Source organism: Afipia massiliensis, from assembly GCF_014203115.1.
In the GTDB taxonomy this organism is placed as follows: domain Bacteria; phylum Pseudomonadota; class Alphaproteobacteria; order Rhizobiales; family Xanthobacteraceae; genus Afipia; species Afipia massiliensis.
In genome coordinates this window covers 46,425-62,666 of record NZ_JACHIJ010000002.1, presented here as the reverse complement: position 1 = coordinate 62,666, position 16,242 = coordinate 46,425, and the positions used below count along the sequence as shown (strand labels likewise).

Here is a 16,242-nt window from a genome sequence, read left to right as displayed (position 1 = left end):
TACGTCGATCCGGCTGTCCCAATCAGTTCCGTCTTGAGGTTATCCCATGTCAGATTTCACGGCCCAGCGGCAGAATATGGTCGACTGTCAGGTGCGGCCGAGCGATGTGACGGACCTGCGTATCATTGACGCGATGCTCGCGGTGCCGCGCGAACAGTTCGTGCCGGATGGCAAGCGTCCGATCGCCTATCTGGATATGGATATCGATGTTGCCGCGGACGGGCAGGCGAAACGCCACCTGATCAAGCCGGTCGTGCTCGCGAAAATGATTCAGGCCGCCGCGATTTCCGAAACGGACCGCGTGCTGGTGGTCGGCTGCGCGACCGGCTATTCGGCCGCTGTCCTTGCCCATATCGTCGCCGAGGTGTTCGCGACCGAGCCGGATCCGGCGCTGGCTGCTGCAGCGACAAAGAATCTGGCCGCTCTGGGCCTCGCCAATGTGACCATCACCACCGCCGCACCGGCCGAGGGCGACCGCGCCCATGGGCCGTATGACGTCATCGTCATGGACGGCGCCACCGAGATCGAGCCTGACGGGCTGTATGAGCAGTTGAAGGTGGGCGGGCGGCTCGTCGGTGTGTTTGCAACCAGCAGGCCTCCGCGGGCCAATCTGGTAGCGCGATCGCCGGCGGATTTCGGCAGCCGGGTGCTTTTTGATGCCTCCGCGCCGGTCCTGACGGGTCTGGAGCGCCGTCCGGCGTTCACTTTCTAGGATCGTTTTCCTCGGAATTACGCAGGTGTGGCTACAATGTCCCAGCCACACTGTTTCGGTTGCGTCCAGGCGGGACGGGGTTTCACCCCGGCTTGCCGATGCATACACTGACGCGGGACGGCATAGCCCGACTCAGTTGCCCGGTTTTTGAGCGCGCCTCAGATGGCGAGCGGAGCCGGTTTGGGGAACGAAGAATGCAAGCTAACTATCGGATGAAGCTTAGTGCTGGTGCCGCTTTGGCCGCGCTCCTGGTGTGCTCGGTCATGGCGACTCCTGTCATGGCTGACACCATCGAAGCCGCACTGGTGCGTGCCTACCAGAATAACCCGCAATTGAACGCTCAGCGCGCATCGGTCCGCGCCACTGACGAAAGCGTGCCACAGGCATTGTCCGGTTATCGTCCACGCGTCGCCGTGACGGCCAGCGCCGGAACGCAGTACACCGACACCGCGCAAAACACCCAAGTTGGTGGGCGCGTGAGCACCACCAGCATCGCGGGCGTAAATGCGCCGCGTTCGGTCGGTGCGACGGTGACCCAGACGTTGTTCAACGGCGGACAGACCGGCAACCGCACCCGCGCCGCGGAAAGTCAGGTCTCCGCTGCGCGCGAAGGTTTGCGCGTGCTCGAACAGACCGTGCTGTTCTCGGCTGCGACGATCTACATGGACTATCTGCGCGACTCGGCCATCGTCGAAGTGCAGAAGAGCAACGTCCGCGTGCTCGAGCAGACGCTGAAGCAGACCCGCGATCGCTTCAATGTCGGCGAAGTGACGCGCACCGACGTGGCCCAGTCCGAAGCGCAGCTTGCCGCAGGCAAGACGCAGCTTTTGACGGCGGAATCCAACCTGACGACGACGCGCGCGAACTTCCGCCGCATCATCGGCAACGACCCCGTCAATCTTGCGCCCGGTTCGCCCGTCGATCGTTTCCTGCCGACCACGCTGAACGGCGCGATCGATCGCGGCCTCCTGGAAAACCCCAACGTCACAGCCGCCATGTACGGCATCGACGTGAGCTTCCTTCAGGTGAAGGTCAGCGAAGGCGCGCTGTTCCCGGTTGTCACGCTTCAGGGCAGCGTTCAGCAGTCCTATGAAAGCACGATGGCCACGTACCGGGCCTTCGGCGCATCCGCCGTCGCCCAGTTGACCGTGCCGGTCTATCAAGGCGGCGCGGAATACTCGCTGATCCGTCAGTCGAAAGAATCGCTGGCGCAGCAGCGCCTCAACCTCGAACAGGTTCGCGATCAGACCCGCGCGACCGTTGCGCAGGCGTGGGGCCAGCTTACTGCCGGCAAGGCGCAGGTTCAGTCGGCGCAATCGCAGGTGGCCGCATCTGAAATCGCGCTCAACGGCGTTCGCGAAGAGGCGAGGGTCGGGCAGCGCACGACGCTCGACGTCTTGAACGCGCAGCAGGCACTGGTGAACGCACGCGTCGCGCTGGTGACGGCGCAGCACGATCGCGTCGTCGCGTCCTACAGCGTGCTGAACTCCATCGGCCGTCTGTCGCCGAGCGTCCTGAAACTCGCGACCAACGTCTACGATCCGAGCGTCCACTATCACCAGGTTCGCGATAGCTGGTTCGGCGTACGGACTCCCGACGGCCGCTAGTGAGTTTCTCGTAGGGTTCTGGATTTGATATTCGCGTCGGGAAACCGGCGCGAATTTCTTATCCGCTCCACGAGGCCGCCGGTTAACCGTCTCACGTCAGCGCTGTGATCAACCGGCCGAGTTTGCAGGCCGTTGCTTGCAATCAATTGTTGCCATGACATACCGTTCTGAAGGGTCGCTAAAGCGATTCGTGACGGTGGTGTGCGGCTCTGCAGGTCCGATGATCTGGAGCCGAGGATTTGGAGTCGGAGATGACGCAACCGGCAAAGGCGCAGGAGCCCTCCATGGAGGAGATTCTGGCGTCGATCAGGCGCATCATTTCGGATGACGAAGCGAAACCGGCTGCAGGAACTGCCGCACCGGCTGCGGCGGCTCCGGTTGCCGCTGTTCCGGCTGCCGCGCCTCCAAAGACGGAAGTTCCCAAGGCGGAAATGTCCCGTCCCGCACCGGCGCGTCCGGTGATGTCGGGAATTCCGCCGTCCAAGATCGCACCGGCTAAACCGGCTGTTGCTGCGGCGCCTGCACCTAAGCCGGCCCCTGCACCTGCAGCAAAGAACAGCCAGGACGAAATCGACGCGATGATGGCGAGCTTTGATGCGCCCGCCGCGCTGCCAAAGGCCGAAGAGCCTGAGGAAGACAATGACGTGTTCGAACTGACTGAACAAATGGCGGTGCCGGAAACGCCTCCGCCGTCGTTCAACAAGATCGAACCCGAGGATGATCTGGAGTTTACCGAGTCGCCGATGGTTCAAGTTTCTCCTCACCGAGCCCCGGCGATGGAAGCGCCCAGCTTCACCGAGCGGGCGCCGCCGCGCGAAATGCTTTCGCCCCAGATGTCGTCGCCACAGATGTCATCGCAGCAGATTCTGTCCGGCTCGACGGTGTCCGCGGTCGAGTCCGCTTTCAACGCGCTGCAGAACACTGTTCTGAGTAACAACGCGCGGACGCTGGAGGATCTCGTCAAGGAGATGCTCCGTCCGATGCTGAAGTCCTGGCTGGACGATAATCTGCCCAATCTGGTCGAGCGGATCGTCAAGGCCGAGATCGAACGGGTCTCCCGCGGCCGCTGACCGCGCGCCAAGCCAAACCATCCCAGGTAGGCGGCTTTACCCAGAACCTTCAATTCCTGGCAGGAAGTGCCCGGAATACCGCAGGTTTTGCTTTCAGGGCCAACACCCAATATAGTTATGCTCGCGTTTCCGAACGCATTCCGGATTTCACAACGCCTGAAAACGCGCTAGAGCGCGCTGGATGCGTTCCAGCGCGATAAACCGACGATTGCACGCAAGATGATCGAGAAAAATTACCAGCCCGCCGAAATCGAGACCCGTATCGCCAGCGCCTGGGAAGACGCCGGTGCGTTCAAGGCCGGACGGCCCGAGCGGCGCGAGGCCGAGCCCTTCACCATCGTGATCCCGCCGCCGAACGTCACCGGCTCGCTGCACATGGGACACGCGCTGAACAACACGCTGCAGGACATCCTGTGCCGTTTCGAGCGCATGCGCGGCCGCGACGTGCTGTGGCAGCCCGGCACCGATCACGCCGGCATCGCCACCCAGATGGTGGTGGAGCGGCAGTTGATGGAACGGCAGGAGCCGGGCCGCCGCGACATGGGACGCGCGAAATTTCTGGAGCGGGTCTGGCAATGGAAGGCCGAATCCGGCGGCGTCATCGTCAACCAGCTCAAGCGCCTCGGCGCATCGTGCGACTGGTCGCGCGAGCGCTTCACGATGGACGAGGGGCTGTCGCGCGCCGTCGCGAAAGTGTTCGTCGAGCTGTACGCGCAGGGCCTGATCTACAAGGACAAGCGCCTGGTCAACTGGGACCCGAAGCTGCTGACCGCGATCTCCGATCTCGAAGTGCAGCAGATTGAGGTCAAGGGTAGCCTCTGGCACCTGCGGTACCCGCTCGAGGGCGTCGCCTACAACGTGGAGGATCCGTCGACCTACATCGTGGTCGCAACCACACGCCCCGAGACCATGCTCGGCGACACGGCGGTCGCGGTGAACCCGGATGACGATCGTTACAGGCATCTCGTCGGCAAGAGAGCGGTGCTGCCGCTGGTCGGCCGCCTGATTCCGATCGTCGCCGACGAGTATTCCGATCCCGAGAAGGGTTCAGGCGCGGTGAAGATCACGCCGGCGCACGACTTCAACGACTTCGAGGTCGGACGCCGCCACAATCTGCCGTCGATCAGCGTGCTCGATCAGGAAGGGCGCATGTCGCTTTCGGGCAATGAAGATTACCTGCGCGGACTGCCCGAAGGCGCGCTGATGTTTGCCGAAGAGCTTGACGGCAAGGATCGCTTTGCCGCGCGCAAGCTAATCGTGGCGCGGCTGGAGGAAACCGGTTTCCTCGACAAGATCGAACCCAACACGCACATGGTGCCGCACGGGGACCGTTCCGGCGTCGTCATCGAGCCGTATCTGACTGACCAGTGGTACGTCGACGCGAAGACGCTTGCCGCGCCCGCCATTGCTGCGGTGCGCAGCGGTGAGACGGCGTTCGTGCCGAAGAACTGGGAGAAGACCTACTTCGAGTGGATGGAGAACATCCAGCCGTGGTGCATCTCGCGCCAGCTCTGGTGGGGTCACCAGATTCCGGCGTGGTATGGGCCGGACGGCAAGGTGTTCGTTGCCGAGACCGAAGACGAAGCGGTCGGCAAGGCGCTCGGTTATTACGTCGAGCAGGAAATCATCACGGCGGAGCAGGGCCATGACATGGCCGTCGATCCGGCGAAGCGTGAGGGCTTCATTACGCGCGACGAGGACGTGCTCGACACCTGGTTCTCGTCGGCGCTGTGGCCGTTCTCGACGCTCGGCTGGCCGGACACCGACGTCGATGTGAAGCGCTATTACCCGACCAACGTGCTCGTGACGGGCTTCGACATCATCTTCTTCTGGGTGGCCCGCATGATGATGATGGGCAAGCACTTCATGAAGGACGTGCCGTTTCCGACCGTCTACATCCATGCGCTCGTCCGCGACGAGAAGGGCGCGAAGATGTCGAAGTCGAAAGGCAACGTCATCGATCCGCTGCATCTCATTGACGACTACGGCGCGGACGCGCTGCGCTTCACGCTGGCCGCGATGGCCGCGCAGGGCCGCGACATCAAGCTCTCCACCCAGCGGGTCGAAGGCTATCGCAACTTTGCGACCAAGCTCTGGAACGCGTCGCGCTTCGCAGAAATGAACGGCTGCGCGCTGGCCGACGGGTTCGACCCGTCGAAAGCGAAGGAGACGCTCAACCGCTGGATCGCGCATGAAACCGCGCGCGCCACGCGCGAGGTCACCGACGCCATTCAGGCCTATCGTTTCAACGACGCAGCCGGCAGCATGTACCGCTTCGTCTGGAACATTTATTGCGACTGGTATCTCGAACTCGCAAAGCCCGTGCTGATGGGCGCGGACAGTCCGGCCAAGGCCGAGACTCAGGCCAGCATCGCCTGGGCGCGCGACGAAATCCTGAAGCTGCTGCATCCGTTCATGCCGTTCCTCACGGAAGAACTCTGGGCAGTGACGGCGCAGCGCGACGGGCTGCTCGCACTGGCTGAATGGCCGCTGAAGGCACCGGCTGCGCCGGTCATCGCGCCGGCAATCGCCGGCGATCCGATGGCGATGCCGGTCATCGTTGTGCCGGCGCCGGAGATTGAACAGTTCAGCGATCCTGCGGCCGAGGCTGAAATCGGCTGGCTGATCGAACTCATCTCGGCAATCCGCTCGATGCGCGCCGAAATGAACATCCCGCCAGCTACGCTGTTCCCGCTGGTGCTGGTCGGTGCATCCGCCGACATCAAGTCGCGCGCGGAGCGCTGGAGCGATGTAATGAAGCGCCTTGCGCGGCTCGGCGACATTTCGTTTGCCGATCGCGCGCCGGACGGTTCGGTGCAGTTGCTGGTGCGCGGCGAAGTGGCTGCGATCCCGCTCAAGGGCGTGATCGATCTTGCTGCCGAGAAGGTGCGTCTCGACAAGGAACTGGCCAAGGCCGATGCCGACATCAAGCGTGTCGATGCCAAGCTCGGCAACGAGAAGTTCGTCGCCAACGCGCCGGAAGAGGTGATCGACGAACAGCGCGAGAAGCGCGACGAAGCCGAAGCCCGCAAGGCGAAGATTCTCGAAGCACTGGAGCGGCTGAAGGACGTGGCGTGAGCTCGGCACGCTCGACATTCGGCGCGCTCTTTCTTCTTTGGCTGGCAGGGAATGGTCTTCGTCTGACCATCCTTGCGATCCCGCCGGTGCTGGCGCTTATTATTCTCGATCTCAAGCTTTCCGGCACGGAAGTCGGAATTCTCAACGCCATTCCGGTTTTCCTGTTCGCCCTGGTCGCGATCCCGGGCTCGCTGCTGATCGCGCGTGTCGGTGCCGTGCCCGCGCTGATCATCGGGCTTTTGATCGCTGCGGCGGGTTCGGCCTTGCGCGGCCTGACGTCCGATACGATCGTGCTTTACATCACAACCATCGTCATGGCGGCGGGGATCGCGGTGATGCAACCGGCGATGCCGCCGATCGTGCGCCAATGGGTGCCGAGGCAGATCGGCTTCGCCACCGCCGTTTACACCAACGGACTTCTGTTCGGCGAAATCTTCCCGGTGCTTCTTGCCGCCGTGATATTGCCGGTCGTTGGCGGAAGCTGGCGGGCCAGCCTCGTGCTGTGGTCAATTCCGCTGGTCGTCATCGCGCTCGTCATCTTCTGGTTTCAGCCGGGAGGGAAGAGCGCGCCGGTCTCCCGCCCACGCCAGTGGATGCCGGACTGGCGCGATCCGTTGCTCTGGAAGCTTGGCCTGATGATGAGCACCAGCAACCAGCTTTACTTCTGCTCCAACGCATTCCTTCCCGGATTTTTGCTCCACACCGAGCGTACGGACCTGATTGGTCCCGCGCTCACCGCGCTGAACGTCGGGCAGCTGCCTGCGTCGTTCATTCTGCTGGTCATGTCGAGCCGATGGGAACGAAAGAAGTGGCCGCTCATTGGTGGCGCGGTGATTGGACTCGCCGCCATTGCAGGCGTTTTGTTCGCAACGAGCCTGTGGGGCGTTCTGGCGGCAGCCGCCTTTATCGGCTTTTCCTGCGCGGTTGTGCTGACCCTCGTTCTGACGCTGCCCGCTCTGCTGGTTGCATCCGATGACGTGCCCCGCATGTCTGCGGGGGTATTCACGATCGGTTATGGCCTCGCGATGCTCATCTCAATCATTGGCGGGATCGCGTGGGACGCCAGCGGAAATCCGGCGTTTGCATTCATCCCCATCGCAGTAGCAACGCTTCCCGTCATCTTGTTTGCATTGCTGACTGACTTCTCAAAACGCCGGGCCTGAATGTAGTCTGGCTAATGAACATCACGGAGTGATAATCCCGGAGTAACCGATGCTCGATCATGTTTCGATTACCGTCTCCGACATAGCTGCTGCCGAGCGGTTCTATGATGCGATCATGAATGCGCTTGGCGTCGTCAAGGTCGGACGCCGAGACGATTGGCTGGGCTACGGCGAACGTTCGCGTTCCGCCTATCCGGATCGCGTCTACATCTCGATCCGCAAGGGGGCGAAGCCCGAGGACGCCGCCGGCCGGCACTGGTGCTTCAAGGCGAAGTGGCAAACTCAGGTCGACGCGTTTTGGGATGCGGGGCTCGCAGCAGGCGGCAGCGACGACGGCGCACCGGGCCTGCGCAATTACCACGCGTCCTACTACGCCGCGTTCCTGCGCGACCCGGACGGCAACCGGATCGAGGCCGTCTGCCACGCGGCGATTTGATCGGACGCCGAAGCGCGGCGTGCGGTCGTCATCCTGAGGTGCGAGCCATCTTGGGCGAGCCTCGAAGGATGATGAAAGGTTTTCCTCAGTCATCCTTCGAGGCGCGCAAGAGCGCGTACCTCAGGATGACGATCCCGCAGTCGGAAAAACTGGCGTGTCTTGGCTGCCTGTATTCTGATGGATGCACGTTTTCGAGGCGTGCGTGCCGTTACACCCATGCTCACTACGCATAACGAGCACTCGCTCCGACGGAACGACGTCACCGCGATGCAAACATCGCGAAATTCCGAGATGTCGAGGTTACGTCACCGCTTCGCCCTTTGCAGCGAAGTTCGTCACCGTTTCGCCTTATGCCGGAAATGGCTTGCTGAGAAATCGCGAGCCCTTCAATCCGTATCGCCACGGCAGTTCGACCGCCTTGGTGATGCCGATACGGATGCCGCTGACGATCTCGGGCTTTCGCGGTCGCATGTGAATCGCAATCGGCGGCGCGTCGAGCGGCAGCGCGTTGTGTTTGTCGCTCACGGCCATTGCTTCGCAGAGCTTGCCTGGCCCCGAACACAGCGTTCGCTCGTCGTGCAGTCCGCGACGGCGGCGCATCGCCGGGATGCCGTGGGTAGGCTCAATCGCCCGGATCAGCACCGCACTGGCGGAGCCTTCCTTTTCGCAAACGATATTCATGCACCAGTGGATGCCGTAGGAGCGATAGACGTAGAGAAACCCCGGCGGGCCGAACATCACCATGTTGCGGGGCGTCGGTCCGTTGAAGGAGTGCGCCGCCGGCTCGGTGTGGTGATAGGCCTCGACCTCGGTGATGATGCCGCCGACGCCATCCACCAGCAGCGTCGCCCCGATCAGGTCGGGCGCAACCTCATGGACGCTGCGGGCAAAGAATTTGCGCGTCAGCAGGCGTCCGGCAGGGGCGGAAAGGCGGTTTTCAGCCATTTATGGGCAGGGGATGTGCGCGGAGGGGCATGCTGGATTGCTTCAGGACGTGATATGCATTCCAAAGTAGCACGGCGAGGGCGGCTTGCACCAACGAACCGGCAGGCTTAGGTAAGTCGAAGGAAAACGCGGACTTTTCATGGTTGTTCTGATCGATACGGTGTCTTCCAATCAGGTGCGCCCGCGCCATCCGGAGAAGGTCAACCGGCCGGATTCGAAGTCGCCGGCGAAGCCTGACTGGATTCGGGTGCGTGCGCCCAATTCGCGCGGCTATGCCAACACCCGCAACATCGTCAAGGAAAACGGCCTCGTCACCGTATGCGAGGAAGCGGGCTGCCCGAACATCGGCGAATGCTGGGACAAGAAGCACGCCACCTTCATGATCATGGGTGACACCTGCACCCGGGCTTGCGCCTTCTGCAACGTCAAAACAGGAATGCCGAACGCGCTCGATGCGTCCGAGCCGGAGCATGTTGCACTGGCCGTCTCGAAGCTCGGCCTGAACCATGTCGTTATCACCTCGGTGGACCGCGATGATCTCGCCGACGGCGGCGCCGATCATTTCGCGAAAACCATCCGCGCGATTCGCGCGAGCTGCCCGACCACGACGATCGAGATTCTTACGCCGGATTTCCTGCGCAAGGACGGCGCACTGGAGCAGGTCGTTGCGGCCAAGCCCGATGTGTTCAATCATAATCTGGAAACCGTGCCGTCGCGCTATCTGACCGTACGTCCCGGCGCGCGCTATTTCCATTCGATCCGGCTGCTGCAGCGGGTCAAGGAAATGGACCCGACCATCTTCACCAAGTCCGGCATCATGGTCGGCCTCGGCGAAGAACGCCACGAAGTGCTGCAGGTGATGGACGACCTGCGCTCGGCGGATGTCGATTTTCTCACCATCGGCCAGTACCTGCAGCCGAGCCTCAAGCATCACGCCGTGATGCGCTACGTGACGCCGGATGAATTCGGCGGTTACGAGAAGGTTGCCTACACCAAGGGCTTCCTGATGGTATCTGCGAGCCCGCTGACACGCTCGTCGCATCACGCCGGCGAGGATTTTGCCAAGCTGCAAACAGCGCGTGCGGCAGCCGGACGCTAGCCTTCCACGATGCCACACTTTTCAAACAAGCGCCGCGTGCATCACAGCGCAGAGAAAATGTTCGATCTGGTCGCCGACGTCGAACGCTATCCCGAATTCGTGCCGTTATGCCAGTCGTTGAAAGTCCGCCAGCGGACAGCGAAGCCTGACGGCCGCGAGGTCATCGTCGCCGACATGACGGTGTCGTTTCAGCTTGTCCGCGAGAAATTCACAAGCCGGGTGACGCTCGATCGTCCGGACCTGAAAATCATGGTCGAGTATTTGCAAGGTCCGTTCAGCAAGTTCGAGAACCGCTGGACCTTCGAGGCGAAATCCGATGATGCCTGCATCGTCGGATTCTTTATCGCCTACGAGTTCAAGAGTCGGATACTCGCGGTGCTGATGGGCGCGATGTTCGACGCAGCTTTCCACCGCTTCGCCGCGGCGTTCGAGAAACGCGCGGACGCAATCTATGGGCGGCCGCGCGCGGGCGCTTCTTGAGCGGCGGCTGCGGTCCGCGCGCCATCTCTGCCAGCATCTTCAGCGCTTCCACGACCGACTGTTCGCGGACATTGTTGCGGCCGACGGCCCCGAAGCGGCATTCCTTGTGCGCGATACGGCCATCGCGCGCGGCGACCGCCAGATGCACCAGTCCCACAGGTTTTCCCGGCGTTGCGCCGCCGGGGCCTGCGATCCCGGTAATGGAAACCGCCAGATCGACATCGGCATGTTCGAGCGCACCGAATGCCATCGCAGTCGCGGTTTCCTTGCTCACCGCACCGAATGTTTCGAGCGTCGAGGTCTCGACACCTAGCATCGCGTGCTTGGCCTCGTTGGAATAGGTGACGAAGCCGCGATCGACCACATCGGAAGAGCCGGGAATTTCGGTCAATGCCGCTGCGACCAGACCGCCGGTGCAGGATTCGGCGGTCGCAATCGTCAGCTTGCGCATCCGGCACAGATCCAGCAACGAGCGGGAGAGGGCGCGAATGGCGCTGGTGCTCATGCGAACTGCCCGTCGTTAGCGTCCCAAGGCAACCGGATGGTCGCGCTCGCGGTCGCGGCAATGCCTTCCTGGCGTCCCGTGAAACCGAGCCGCTCGCTTGTCGTTGCTTTCACTGCAACGCGCGACTGCGGAAGCCCGGTGATCTCGGCGATCTTCGCGCGCATCGCGTCACGCAGCGGACCAATTTTAGGCGCTTCGCAAATCATCGTTACTTCGAGATGCGCGATACGCCCGCCGCGCTTGCCGACGAGTTCGACGGCATGTTTCAGGAACTGATCGGACGCAGCGCCCTTCCACTTCGGATCGCTCGGCGGAAAGTGCGAGCCGATGTCGCCGTCGGCCAGCGCGCCGAGGATGGCGTCGACAATCGCATGCAGTCCGACGTCGCCGTCGGAGTGAGCAAGAAAGCCGCGATTGAACGGCACGCGCACGCCGCACAGCATCAGGTGATCGCCGTCGGTCAGCGCATGCACATCGTAGCCGGTGCCGGTGCGGATATCGCCCAGCATGGCGCCGAGGCGCGCTTCTTCGCGTGCAAAATCTTCGGGGGTGGTCAGCTTCATGTTCGCAGCATCGCCTTCAAAGGTCGCGACGGTCAATCCTGCCCATTCGGCAATTGCAGCGTCGTCGGTGAAATCGTCGCGGCCCTCGCGCGCGGCGCGGCGATGGGCTTCCAGAATCACATCGAAACGAAACGCCTGCGGCGTCTGCGCGATCCGCAAGTTCGCGCGATCAGGCGTCGCCTGTACCGCGCCCGATCCATCTACGACCTTGATGGTGTCTGTTACCGCAACGACCGGGATCGCAGCACCCGTGATCAGCGCCGCATCGATGGCGCGCGAGATCACTTTGTCGGTGACGAACGCGCGCGCCGCATCGTGAATAAGAACGATGTCCGGCGCCTCACTCGCAAGCGCTTCAAGACCGGCACGAACGGAAGCCTGCCGCGTCGCGCCGCCGCTTACAGGCGTCTGATATTTGAGGTGGCAGACAGCCTGGTCGAAAATATCGGCGTCATCCGGGTTGCGCACCGGCTGAACGGCGAAGACATCCGGATGTGTGCAGAACGGCTCCATCGCCCTCGAAAGGACGGTTTTACCGCCGATGGATCGGTATTGCTTGGGGCCGCCAGTGCCGGCGCGAAGCCCGCGGCCGGCGGCAACGATGATAGCGGCAGTCCGTTTTGAAGTTGGCATGAGTAGGTAACGACCGTCCGAGCAGGGTAGATGAGCCGAATGTTGGCGGGTTTGGGTGCTGCCCTTAGCATATTTGGGCCGGGAACAGCACGATTCCCAACCCTGTGAAGAATTTGGAAGAATTGGTGCGTTGCACTTGCGTGCCGCCCATAAATGGCTAAAGTGTAGGCATGATTTTCGATGCTTAGAAATTGAGCTATGCGCCCTCCGCAATGAGGCGGGGTTCGTCAGAAAACGGGATACGCGGTGATCGGCATGGCACCGGCACGTCAGGCAGCGCTGACCATCGGCGACATCGAAGTTGCCAATCGCGTCCTGCTCGCACCGATGTCGGGCGTGACCGACGCTCCGTTTCGCCGCATCGCCGCCGAGCTGGGAGCCGGTCTCGTCGTCTCCGAAATGACGGCCAGCGACGATCTGGCGCGCGGCCGCCCAATGTCCGTCCTGCGCTGTGAGGCCGCCGGTATCGGCCCGCATGTAGTTCAGCTCGCCGGCTGTGAAACGCACTGGATGGCCGAGGGCGCGCGAATCTCGGAAGCCGCCGGCGCCGACATCATCGACATCAACATGGGCTGCCCGGCGCGCCACGTGACCGGCGGCCAGTCCGGCTCTGCGCTGATGCGCGATCTAGATCATGCGCTGCGGCTTGTTGAGGCCACGGTGTCTGCGGTCAGCGTCCCGGTGACGCTGAAGATGCGGCTGGGCTGGGACGACACGTCGCTCAACGCACCAGAGCTTGCACGCCGCGCGGAAGCGGCAGGCGTGAAAATGATCACCGTCCACGGCCGCACGCGCTGCCAGTTCTACAAGGGAAGCGCCGACTGGACTGCGGTGCGGCCGGTCAAGGATGCTGTGACCGTGCCTGTGGTGGTCAACGGCGATATCACCTCGTTCGAACAAGCCGCTATCGCGCTCGAAGCTTCTGGCGCGGACGCGGTCATGATCGGACGCGGCGCGCAGGGGCAGCCGTGGCTGCCCGGACAGATCGCCCGCCGTCTCGACGGCGGCGAGCTGGAACAGACGCCGCAACTCAGCACGCAACTGGACCATCTCTGCAATCTCTACGATCAGGTGGTGGAGCACTACGGACCTCGTGTCGGCACACGCCACGCGCGAAAGCATCTCGGCTGGGCGCTCGATGTGGCCGCGAAGGGGAGTGCTGCGTCCGGCGATGTCCTCAAGCGATGGCGGCAAATCATCCTGACTGCAACTGACCCGGCTCACGTGCGCCGCTCGCTTCATGATGCCTTTGGCGAATTTTCCTGGAGCGCTGCTGCATGAGCAACGTCGCCGAGCAACGCGTTCCGCAGCTCGCCAACAGCGACGCGATTCTCAACGCGCTACCCAATCCGGTGATGCTGATTGCTCCGGATGGCAAGATCCTCGATGCGAATATCGCGGCCGAATCTTTCTTTGAAACATCTATCCCGCATTTGCAGCGGCAGATGCTGCGCGAACTTGTCCCGTTCGGCAGCCCGCTGCTGGCGTTGATCGATCAGGTCCGTCGCACCGGCTCCGCGGTGAACGAATACAAGGTCGATCTCGGAACGCCACGCATCGGCGGCGACCGTCAGGTCGATCTGCATGTCGCGCCGCTGGGCGAGCATCCGGGGCACATCGTTGTGATGCTTCAGGAACGCACCATCGCCGACAAGATGGACCGGCAGCTTACCCATCGAAGTGCTGCGCGTTCGGTGATCGCGCTGGCCGCGATGCTCGCGCACGAGATCAAGAACCCGCTGTCGGGTATCCGTGGAGCCGCGCAACTGCTCGAACAAGCGGCATCTCCCGAAGATCGCACGCTGACGCGACTGATCTGCGATGAAGCGGACCGGATCGTGACCTTGGTCGATCGCATGGAAGTATTCGGTGACGAGCGGCCGGTGGCGCGGGGGCCTGTCAACATCCACTCCGTATTCGATCACGTAAAGCGGCTCGCGCAGTCGGGCTTTGCGCGCAACGTCAAGTTCGTCGAGGAATACGATCCATCGCTGCCGCCGGTGCTGGCCAATCAGGATCAGCTAATTCAGGTGTTTCTGAATCTCGTGAAGAATGCCGCCGAAGCCGTTGCCGAGCTTGGCACCGATGGCGAAATCCATCTTACCACGGCGTTCCGGCCCGGCGTGCGCCTTTCCGTTCCAGGCAAGAAATCGCGGGTCTCGCTGCCGCTTGAATTTTGCGTCAAGGATAACGGACCAGGCGTCCCCGACGATCTGCTGCCCAACCTGTTCGATCCGTTCGTCACCACGAAGCCGACGGGAAGCGGGCTCGGTCTTGCACTCGTTGCCAAGATCGTCGGTGATCATGGCGGAATCATCGAGTGTGAATCTCTGCCGCGGAAAACGGTATTCCGCGTGCTGCTGCCAATGTTCAACCCAACCAAAAGCAATAGCGACGCGCGCCCGGGAACGCCGTTGCATGCCTCACAGACTGCAGATGAGGACTAAAAATGCCCGCAGGTAGCATACTTGTCGCTGACGACGACACAGCCATCCGAACCGTCCTCAATCAGGCGCTGTCACGCGCCGGATACGAGGTGCGGTTGACCGGAAATGCCGCCACGCTGTGGCGCTGGGTCAGCCAGGGCGAGGGGGATCTCGTCATCACCGACGTCGTGATGCCTGATGAGAACGCTTTCGATCTGCTACCGCGGATCAAGAAGATGCGTCCCAATCTGCCGGTCATCGTCATGAGCGCGCAAAACACTTTCATGACGGCGATCAGGGCGTCGGAACGTGGCGCGTATGAGTATCTGCCGAAGCCGTTCGATCTGAAGGAACTGATCGCAATCGTCGGCCGAGCCCTGTCAGAACCGAAGGAGCGTCCGGCCTCGGTCAAGGACGAGGGTGAATTCGATTCCATTCCGCTGGTCGGCCGTTCGCCGGCGATGCAGGAAATCTATCGCGTGCTCGCACGCCTGATGCAGACCGATCTGACGGTGATGATCTCCGGCGAGTCCGGCACCGGCAAGGAATTGGTCGCACGCGCGCTTCATGACTATGGCAAGCGCCGCAATGGTCCATTCGTCGCCGTCAACATGGCGGCAATCCCGCGTGACCTCATCGAGTCCGAACTATTCGGTCATGAACGCGGCGCGTTCACCGGCGCGAATGCCCGCGCGACCGGCCGCTTCGAACAGGCCGAGGGCGGCACCCTGTTCCTCGACGAAATCGGCGACATGCCTATGGAGGCGCAGACCCGCTTGCTGCGCGTGCTGCAGCAGGGCGAGTACACCACGGTCGGCGGCCGCACCCCCATCAAGACCGATGTGCGGATCGTCGCGGCCAGCAACAAGGACCTGCGCATCCTGATTCAGCAGGGCCTGTTCCGCGAAGATCTGTTCTTCCGTCTCAACGTGGTACCGCTGCGGCTTCCGCCGCTGCGCGAGCGCATCGAGGATTTGCCTGACCTGATCCGGCACTTCTTTGCTCTGGCGGAGAAGGATGGCCTGCCGCCGAAGAAACTCGACGCGCAGGCGCTGGAGCGGCTCAAGCAGCATCGCTGGCCTGGCAACGTCCGCGAGCTTGAAAACCTCGCGCGCCGGCTTGCCGCGCTCTATCCGCAGGACGTCATTACAGGCTCGGTCATCGAGGGTGAACTGGCGCCACCTGCTGTCGTCTCCGGTGGCAGCATGCCGCAAAATGTCGACAACCTCGGCGGCGCGGTCGAGATGTACCTGGCATCGCATTTCGCCGGTTTTCCGAACGGGCTGCCACCGCCCGGACTCTACCATCGCATCCTGAAGGAGATCGAAATCCCGCTGTTGACTGCAGCGCTGGCGGCCAATCGCGGCAACCAGATCAGGGCTGCGGATCTGCTGGGCTTGAACCGGAACACCCTGCGCAAGAAGATCCGGGATCTCGATATTCAGGTCTATCGCAGCGGCAGCTAGTTCATTCCTTGGCGCTCTTTCCCGGGGACAGCTAATTCTGCTCGAGGCAGGTCGCGTGG

The 16,242-nt window shown here is 62.5% G+C and carries 13 protein-coding genes and 1 pseudogene; 11 read left to right on the top strand and 3 right to left on the bottom strand.

The genetic code is table 11. The features are described 5' to 3' along the window. Nucleotides 1-46 precede the first annotated feature (46 nt). The 6 genes from HNQ36_RS04970 to HNQ36_RS04945 all read left to right on the top strand — a co-directional run bounded on the left by HNQ36_RS04970 (nucleotide 47) and on the right by HNQ36_RS04945 (nucleotide 8,066). Nucleotides 47-712, top strand: coding sequence for a protein-L-isoaspartate O-methyltransferase family protein (locus HNQ36_RS04970; protein WP_184082845.1), 666 nt, complete (start codon nucleotides 47-49; stop codon nucleotides 710-712). Nucleotides 713-906: 194 nt separating this feature from the next. Further along, entirely contained in the window at nucleotides 907-2,319 is a 1,413-nt protein-coding gene (locus tag HNQ36_RS04965) for a TolC family outer membrane protein (RefSeq protein ID WP_184082844.1), read from the top strand. Nucleotides 2,320-2,570: 251 nt separating this feature from the next. After that, entirely contained in the window at nucleotides 2,571-3,389 is an 819-nt protein-coding gene (locus HNQ36_RS04960; RefSeq protein ID WP_184082843.1) for a PopZ family protein, read from the top strand. Between the two features lie 219 nt (nucleotides 3,390-3,608). After that, nucleotides 3,609-6,467, top strand: coding sequence for a valine--tRNA ligase (locus tag HNQ36_RS04955; protein WP_184082842.1), 2,859 nt, complete (start codon nucleotides 3,609-3,611; stop codon nucleotides 6,465-6,467). After that, nucleotides 6,464-7,630 carry an MFS transporter gene (locus HNQ36_RS04950; protein ID WP_184082841.1) on the top strand — a complete coding sequence of 389 codons (1,167 nt, stop codon included), beginning with the start codon at nucleotides 6,464-6,466 and terminating at the stop codon, nucleotides 7,628-7,630. The genes HNQ36_RS04955 and HNQ36_RS04950 overlap by 4 nt, the downstream gene beginning before the upstream one ends. A gap of 49 nt (nucleotides 7,631-7,679) precedes the next feature. Further along, nucleotides 7,680-8,066 carry a VOC family protein gene (locus tag HNQ36_RS04945; protein WP_184082840.1) on the top strand — a complete coding sequence of 129 codons (387 nt, stop codon included), beginning with the start codon at nucleotides 7,680-7,682 and terminating at the stop codon, nucleotides 8,064-8,066. 348 nt (nucleotides 8,067-8,414) lie between these two features. On the opposite strand, the gene HNQ36_RS04940 is transcribed toward HNQ36_RS04945, so the two are convergent. Then, nucleotides 8,415-9,011, bottom strand: a complete 597-nt coding sequence (locus HNQ36_RS04940; protein WP_184082839.1) for a DNA-3-methyladenine glycosylase — start codon at nucleotides 9,009-9,011, stop codon at nucleotides 8,415-8,417. 139 nt (nucleotides 9,012-9,150) lie between these two features. On the opposite strand from HNQ36_RS04940, the gene lipA reads away from it, so the two are divergent. Together lipA and HNQ36_RS04930 are read left to right on the top strand one after the other, a co-directional pair. Beyond that, nucleotides 9,151-10,110 (top strand): lipoyl synthase, encoded by a 960-nt coding sequence (gene lipA, locus HNQ36_RS04935; protein WP_184082838.1) that lies wholly within the window; start codon nucleotides 9,151-9,153, stop codon nucleotides 10,108-10,110. A 9-nt stretch (nucleotides 10,111-10,119) separates the two neighbouring features. Then, nucleotides 10,120-10,590, top strand: a complete 471-nt coding sequence (locus tag HNQ36_RS04930) for a type II toxin-antitoxin system RatA family toxin (RefSeq protein WP_430641348.1) — start codon at nucleotides 10,120-10,122, stop codon at nucleotides 10,588-10,590. A 34-nt stretch (nucleotides 10,591-10,624) separates the two neighbouring features. Here the strand turns inward: HNQ36_RS04930 and HNQ36_RS04925 are convergent. Together HNQ36_RS04925 and HNQ36_RS04920 are read right to left on the bottom strand one after the other, a co-directional pair. Beyond that, a pseudogene (locus HNQ36_RS04925) lies at nucleotides 10,625-11,095 on the bottom strand (CinA family protein); the annotation flags it as partial. Beyond that, nucleotides 11,092-12,291 carry a bifunctional 2-C-methyl-D-erythritol 4-phosphate cytidylyltransferase/2-C-methyl-D-erythritol 2,4-cyclodiphosphate synthase gene (locus HNQ36_RS04920; RefSeq protein WP_184082836.1) on the bottom strand — a complete coding sequence of 400 codons (1,200 nt, stop codon included), beginning with the start codon at nucleotides 12,289-12,291 and terminating at the stop codon, nucleotides 11,092-11,094. The pseudogene HNQ36_RS04925 and the gene HNQ36_RS04920, both read right to left, overlap by 4 nt. A gap of 255 nt (nucleotides 12,292-12,546) precedes the next feature. On the opposite strand from HNQ36_RS04920, the gene dusB reads away from it, so the two are divergent. The 3 genes from dusB to ntrC are packed head-to-tail and all read left to right on the top strand — an operon-like array spanning nucleotide 12,547 to nucleotide 16,183. Beyond that, entirely contained in the window at nucleotides 12,547-13,572 is a 1,026-nt protein-coding gene (dusB, locus tag HNQ36_RS04915) for a tRNA dihydrouridine synthase DusB (RefSeq protein ID WP_184084051.1), read from the top strand. Then, nucleotides 13,569-14,738 (top strand): two-component system sensor histidine kinase NtrB, encoded by a 1,170-nt coding sequence (locus HNQ36_RS04910; RefSeq protein WP_184082835.1) that lies wholly within the window; start codon nucleotides 13,569-13,571, stop codon nucleotides 14,736-14,738. The genes dusB and HNQ36_RS04910 overlap by 4 nt, the downstream gene beginning before the upstream one ends. Before the next feature lie 2 nt (nucleotides 14,739-14,740). Further along, on the top strand, nucleotides 14,741-16,183 hold the full coding sequence (gene ntrC, locus HNQ36_RS04905) for a nitrogen regulation protein NR(I) (protein ID WP_046826329.1): 1,443 nt from the start codon (nucleotides 14,741-14,743) through the stop codon (nucleotides 16,181-16,183). Nucleotides 16,184-16,242: the final 59 nt, after the last annotated feature.

What these genes read in the sequence shown, in the direction of transcription:
- HNQ36_RS04970 (WP_184082845.1), top strand. Translation starts at nt 47, where the DNA reads ATGTCAGATTTCACGGCCCAGCGGCAGAATATGGTCGACTGTCAGGTG.
- HNQ36_RS04965 (WP_184082844.1), top strand. Translation starts at nt 907, where the DNA reads ATGCAAGCTAACTATCGGATGAAGCTTAGTGCTGGTGCCGCTTTGGCC.
- HNQ36_RS04960 (WP_184082843.1), top strand. Translation starts at nt 2,571, where the DNA reads ATGACGCAACCGGCAAAGGCGCAGGAGCCCTCCATGGAGGAGATTCTG.
- HNQ36_RS04955 (WP_184082842.1), top strand. Translation starts at nt 3,609, where the DNA reads ATGATCGAGAAAAATTACCAGCCCGCCGAAATCGAGACCCGTATCGCC.
- HNQ36_RS04945 (WP_184082840.1), top strand. Translation starts at nt 7,680, where the DNA reads ATGCTCGATCATGTTTCGATTACCGTCTCCGACATAGCTGCTGCCGAG.
- HNQ36_RS04940 (WP_184082839.1), bottom strand. Translation starts at nt 9,011, where the DNA reads ATGGCTGAAAACCGCCTTTCCGCCCCTGCCGGACGCCTGCTGACGCGC.
- lipA (WP_184082838.1), top strand. Translation starts at nt 9,151, where the DNA reads ATGGTTGTTCTGATCGATACGGTGTCTTCCAATCAGGTGCGCCCGCGC.
- HNQ36_RS04930 (WP_430641348.1), top strand. Translation starts at nt 10,120, where the DNA reads ATGCCACACTTTTCAAACAAGCGCCGCGTGCATCACAGCGCAGAGAAA.
- HNQ36_RS04920 (WP_184082836.1), bottom strand. Translation starts at nt 12,291, where the DNA reads ATGCCAACTTCAAAACGGACTGCCGCTATCATCGTTGCCGCCGGCCGC.
- dusB (WP_184084051.1), top strand. Translation starts at nt 12,547, where the DNA reads ATGGCACCGGCACGTCAGGCAGCGCTGACCATCGGCGACATCGAAGTT.
- HNQ36_RS04910 (WP_184082835.1), top strand. Translation starts at nt 13,569, where the DNA reads ATGAGCAACGTCGCCGAGCAACGCGTTCCGCAGCTCGCCAACAGCGAC.
- ntrC (WP_046826329.1), top strand. Translation starts at nt 14,741, where the DNA reads ATGCCCGCAGGTAGCATACTTGTCGCTGACGACGACACAGCCATCCGA.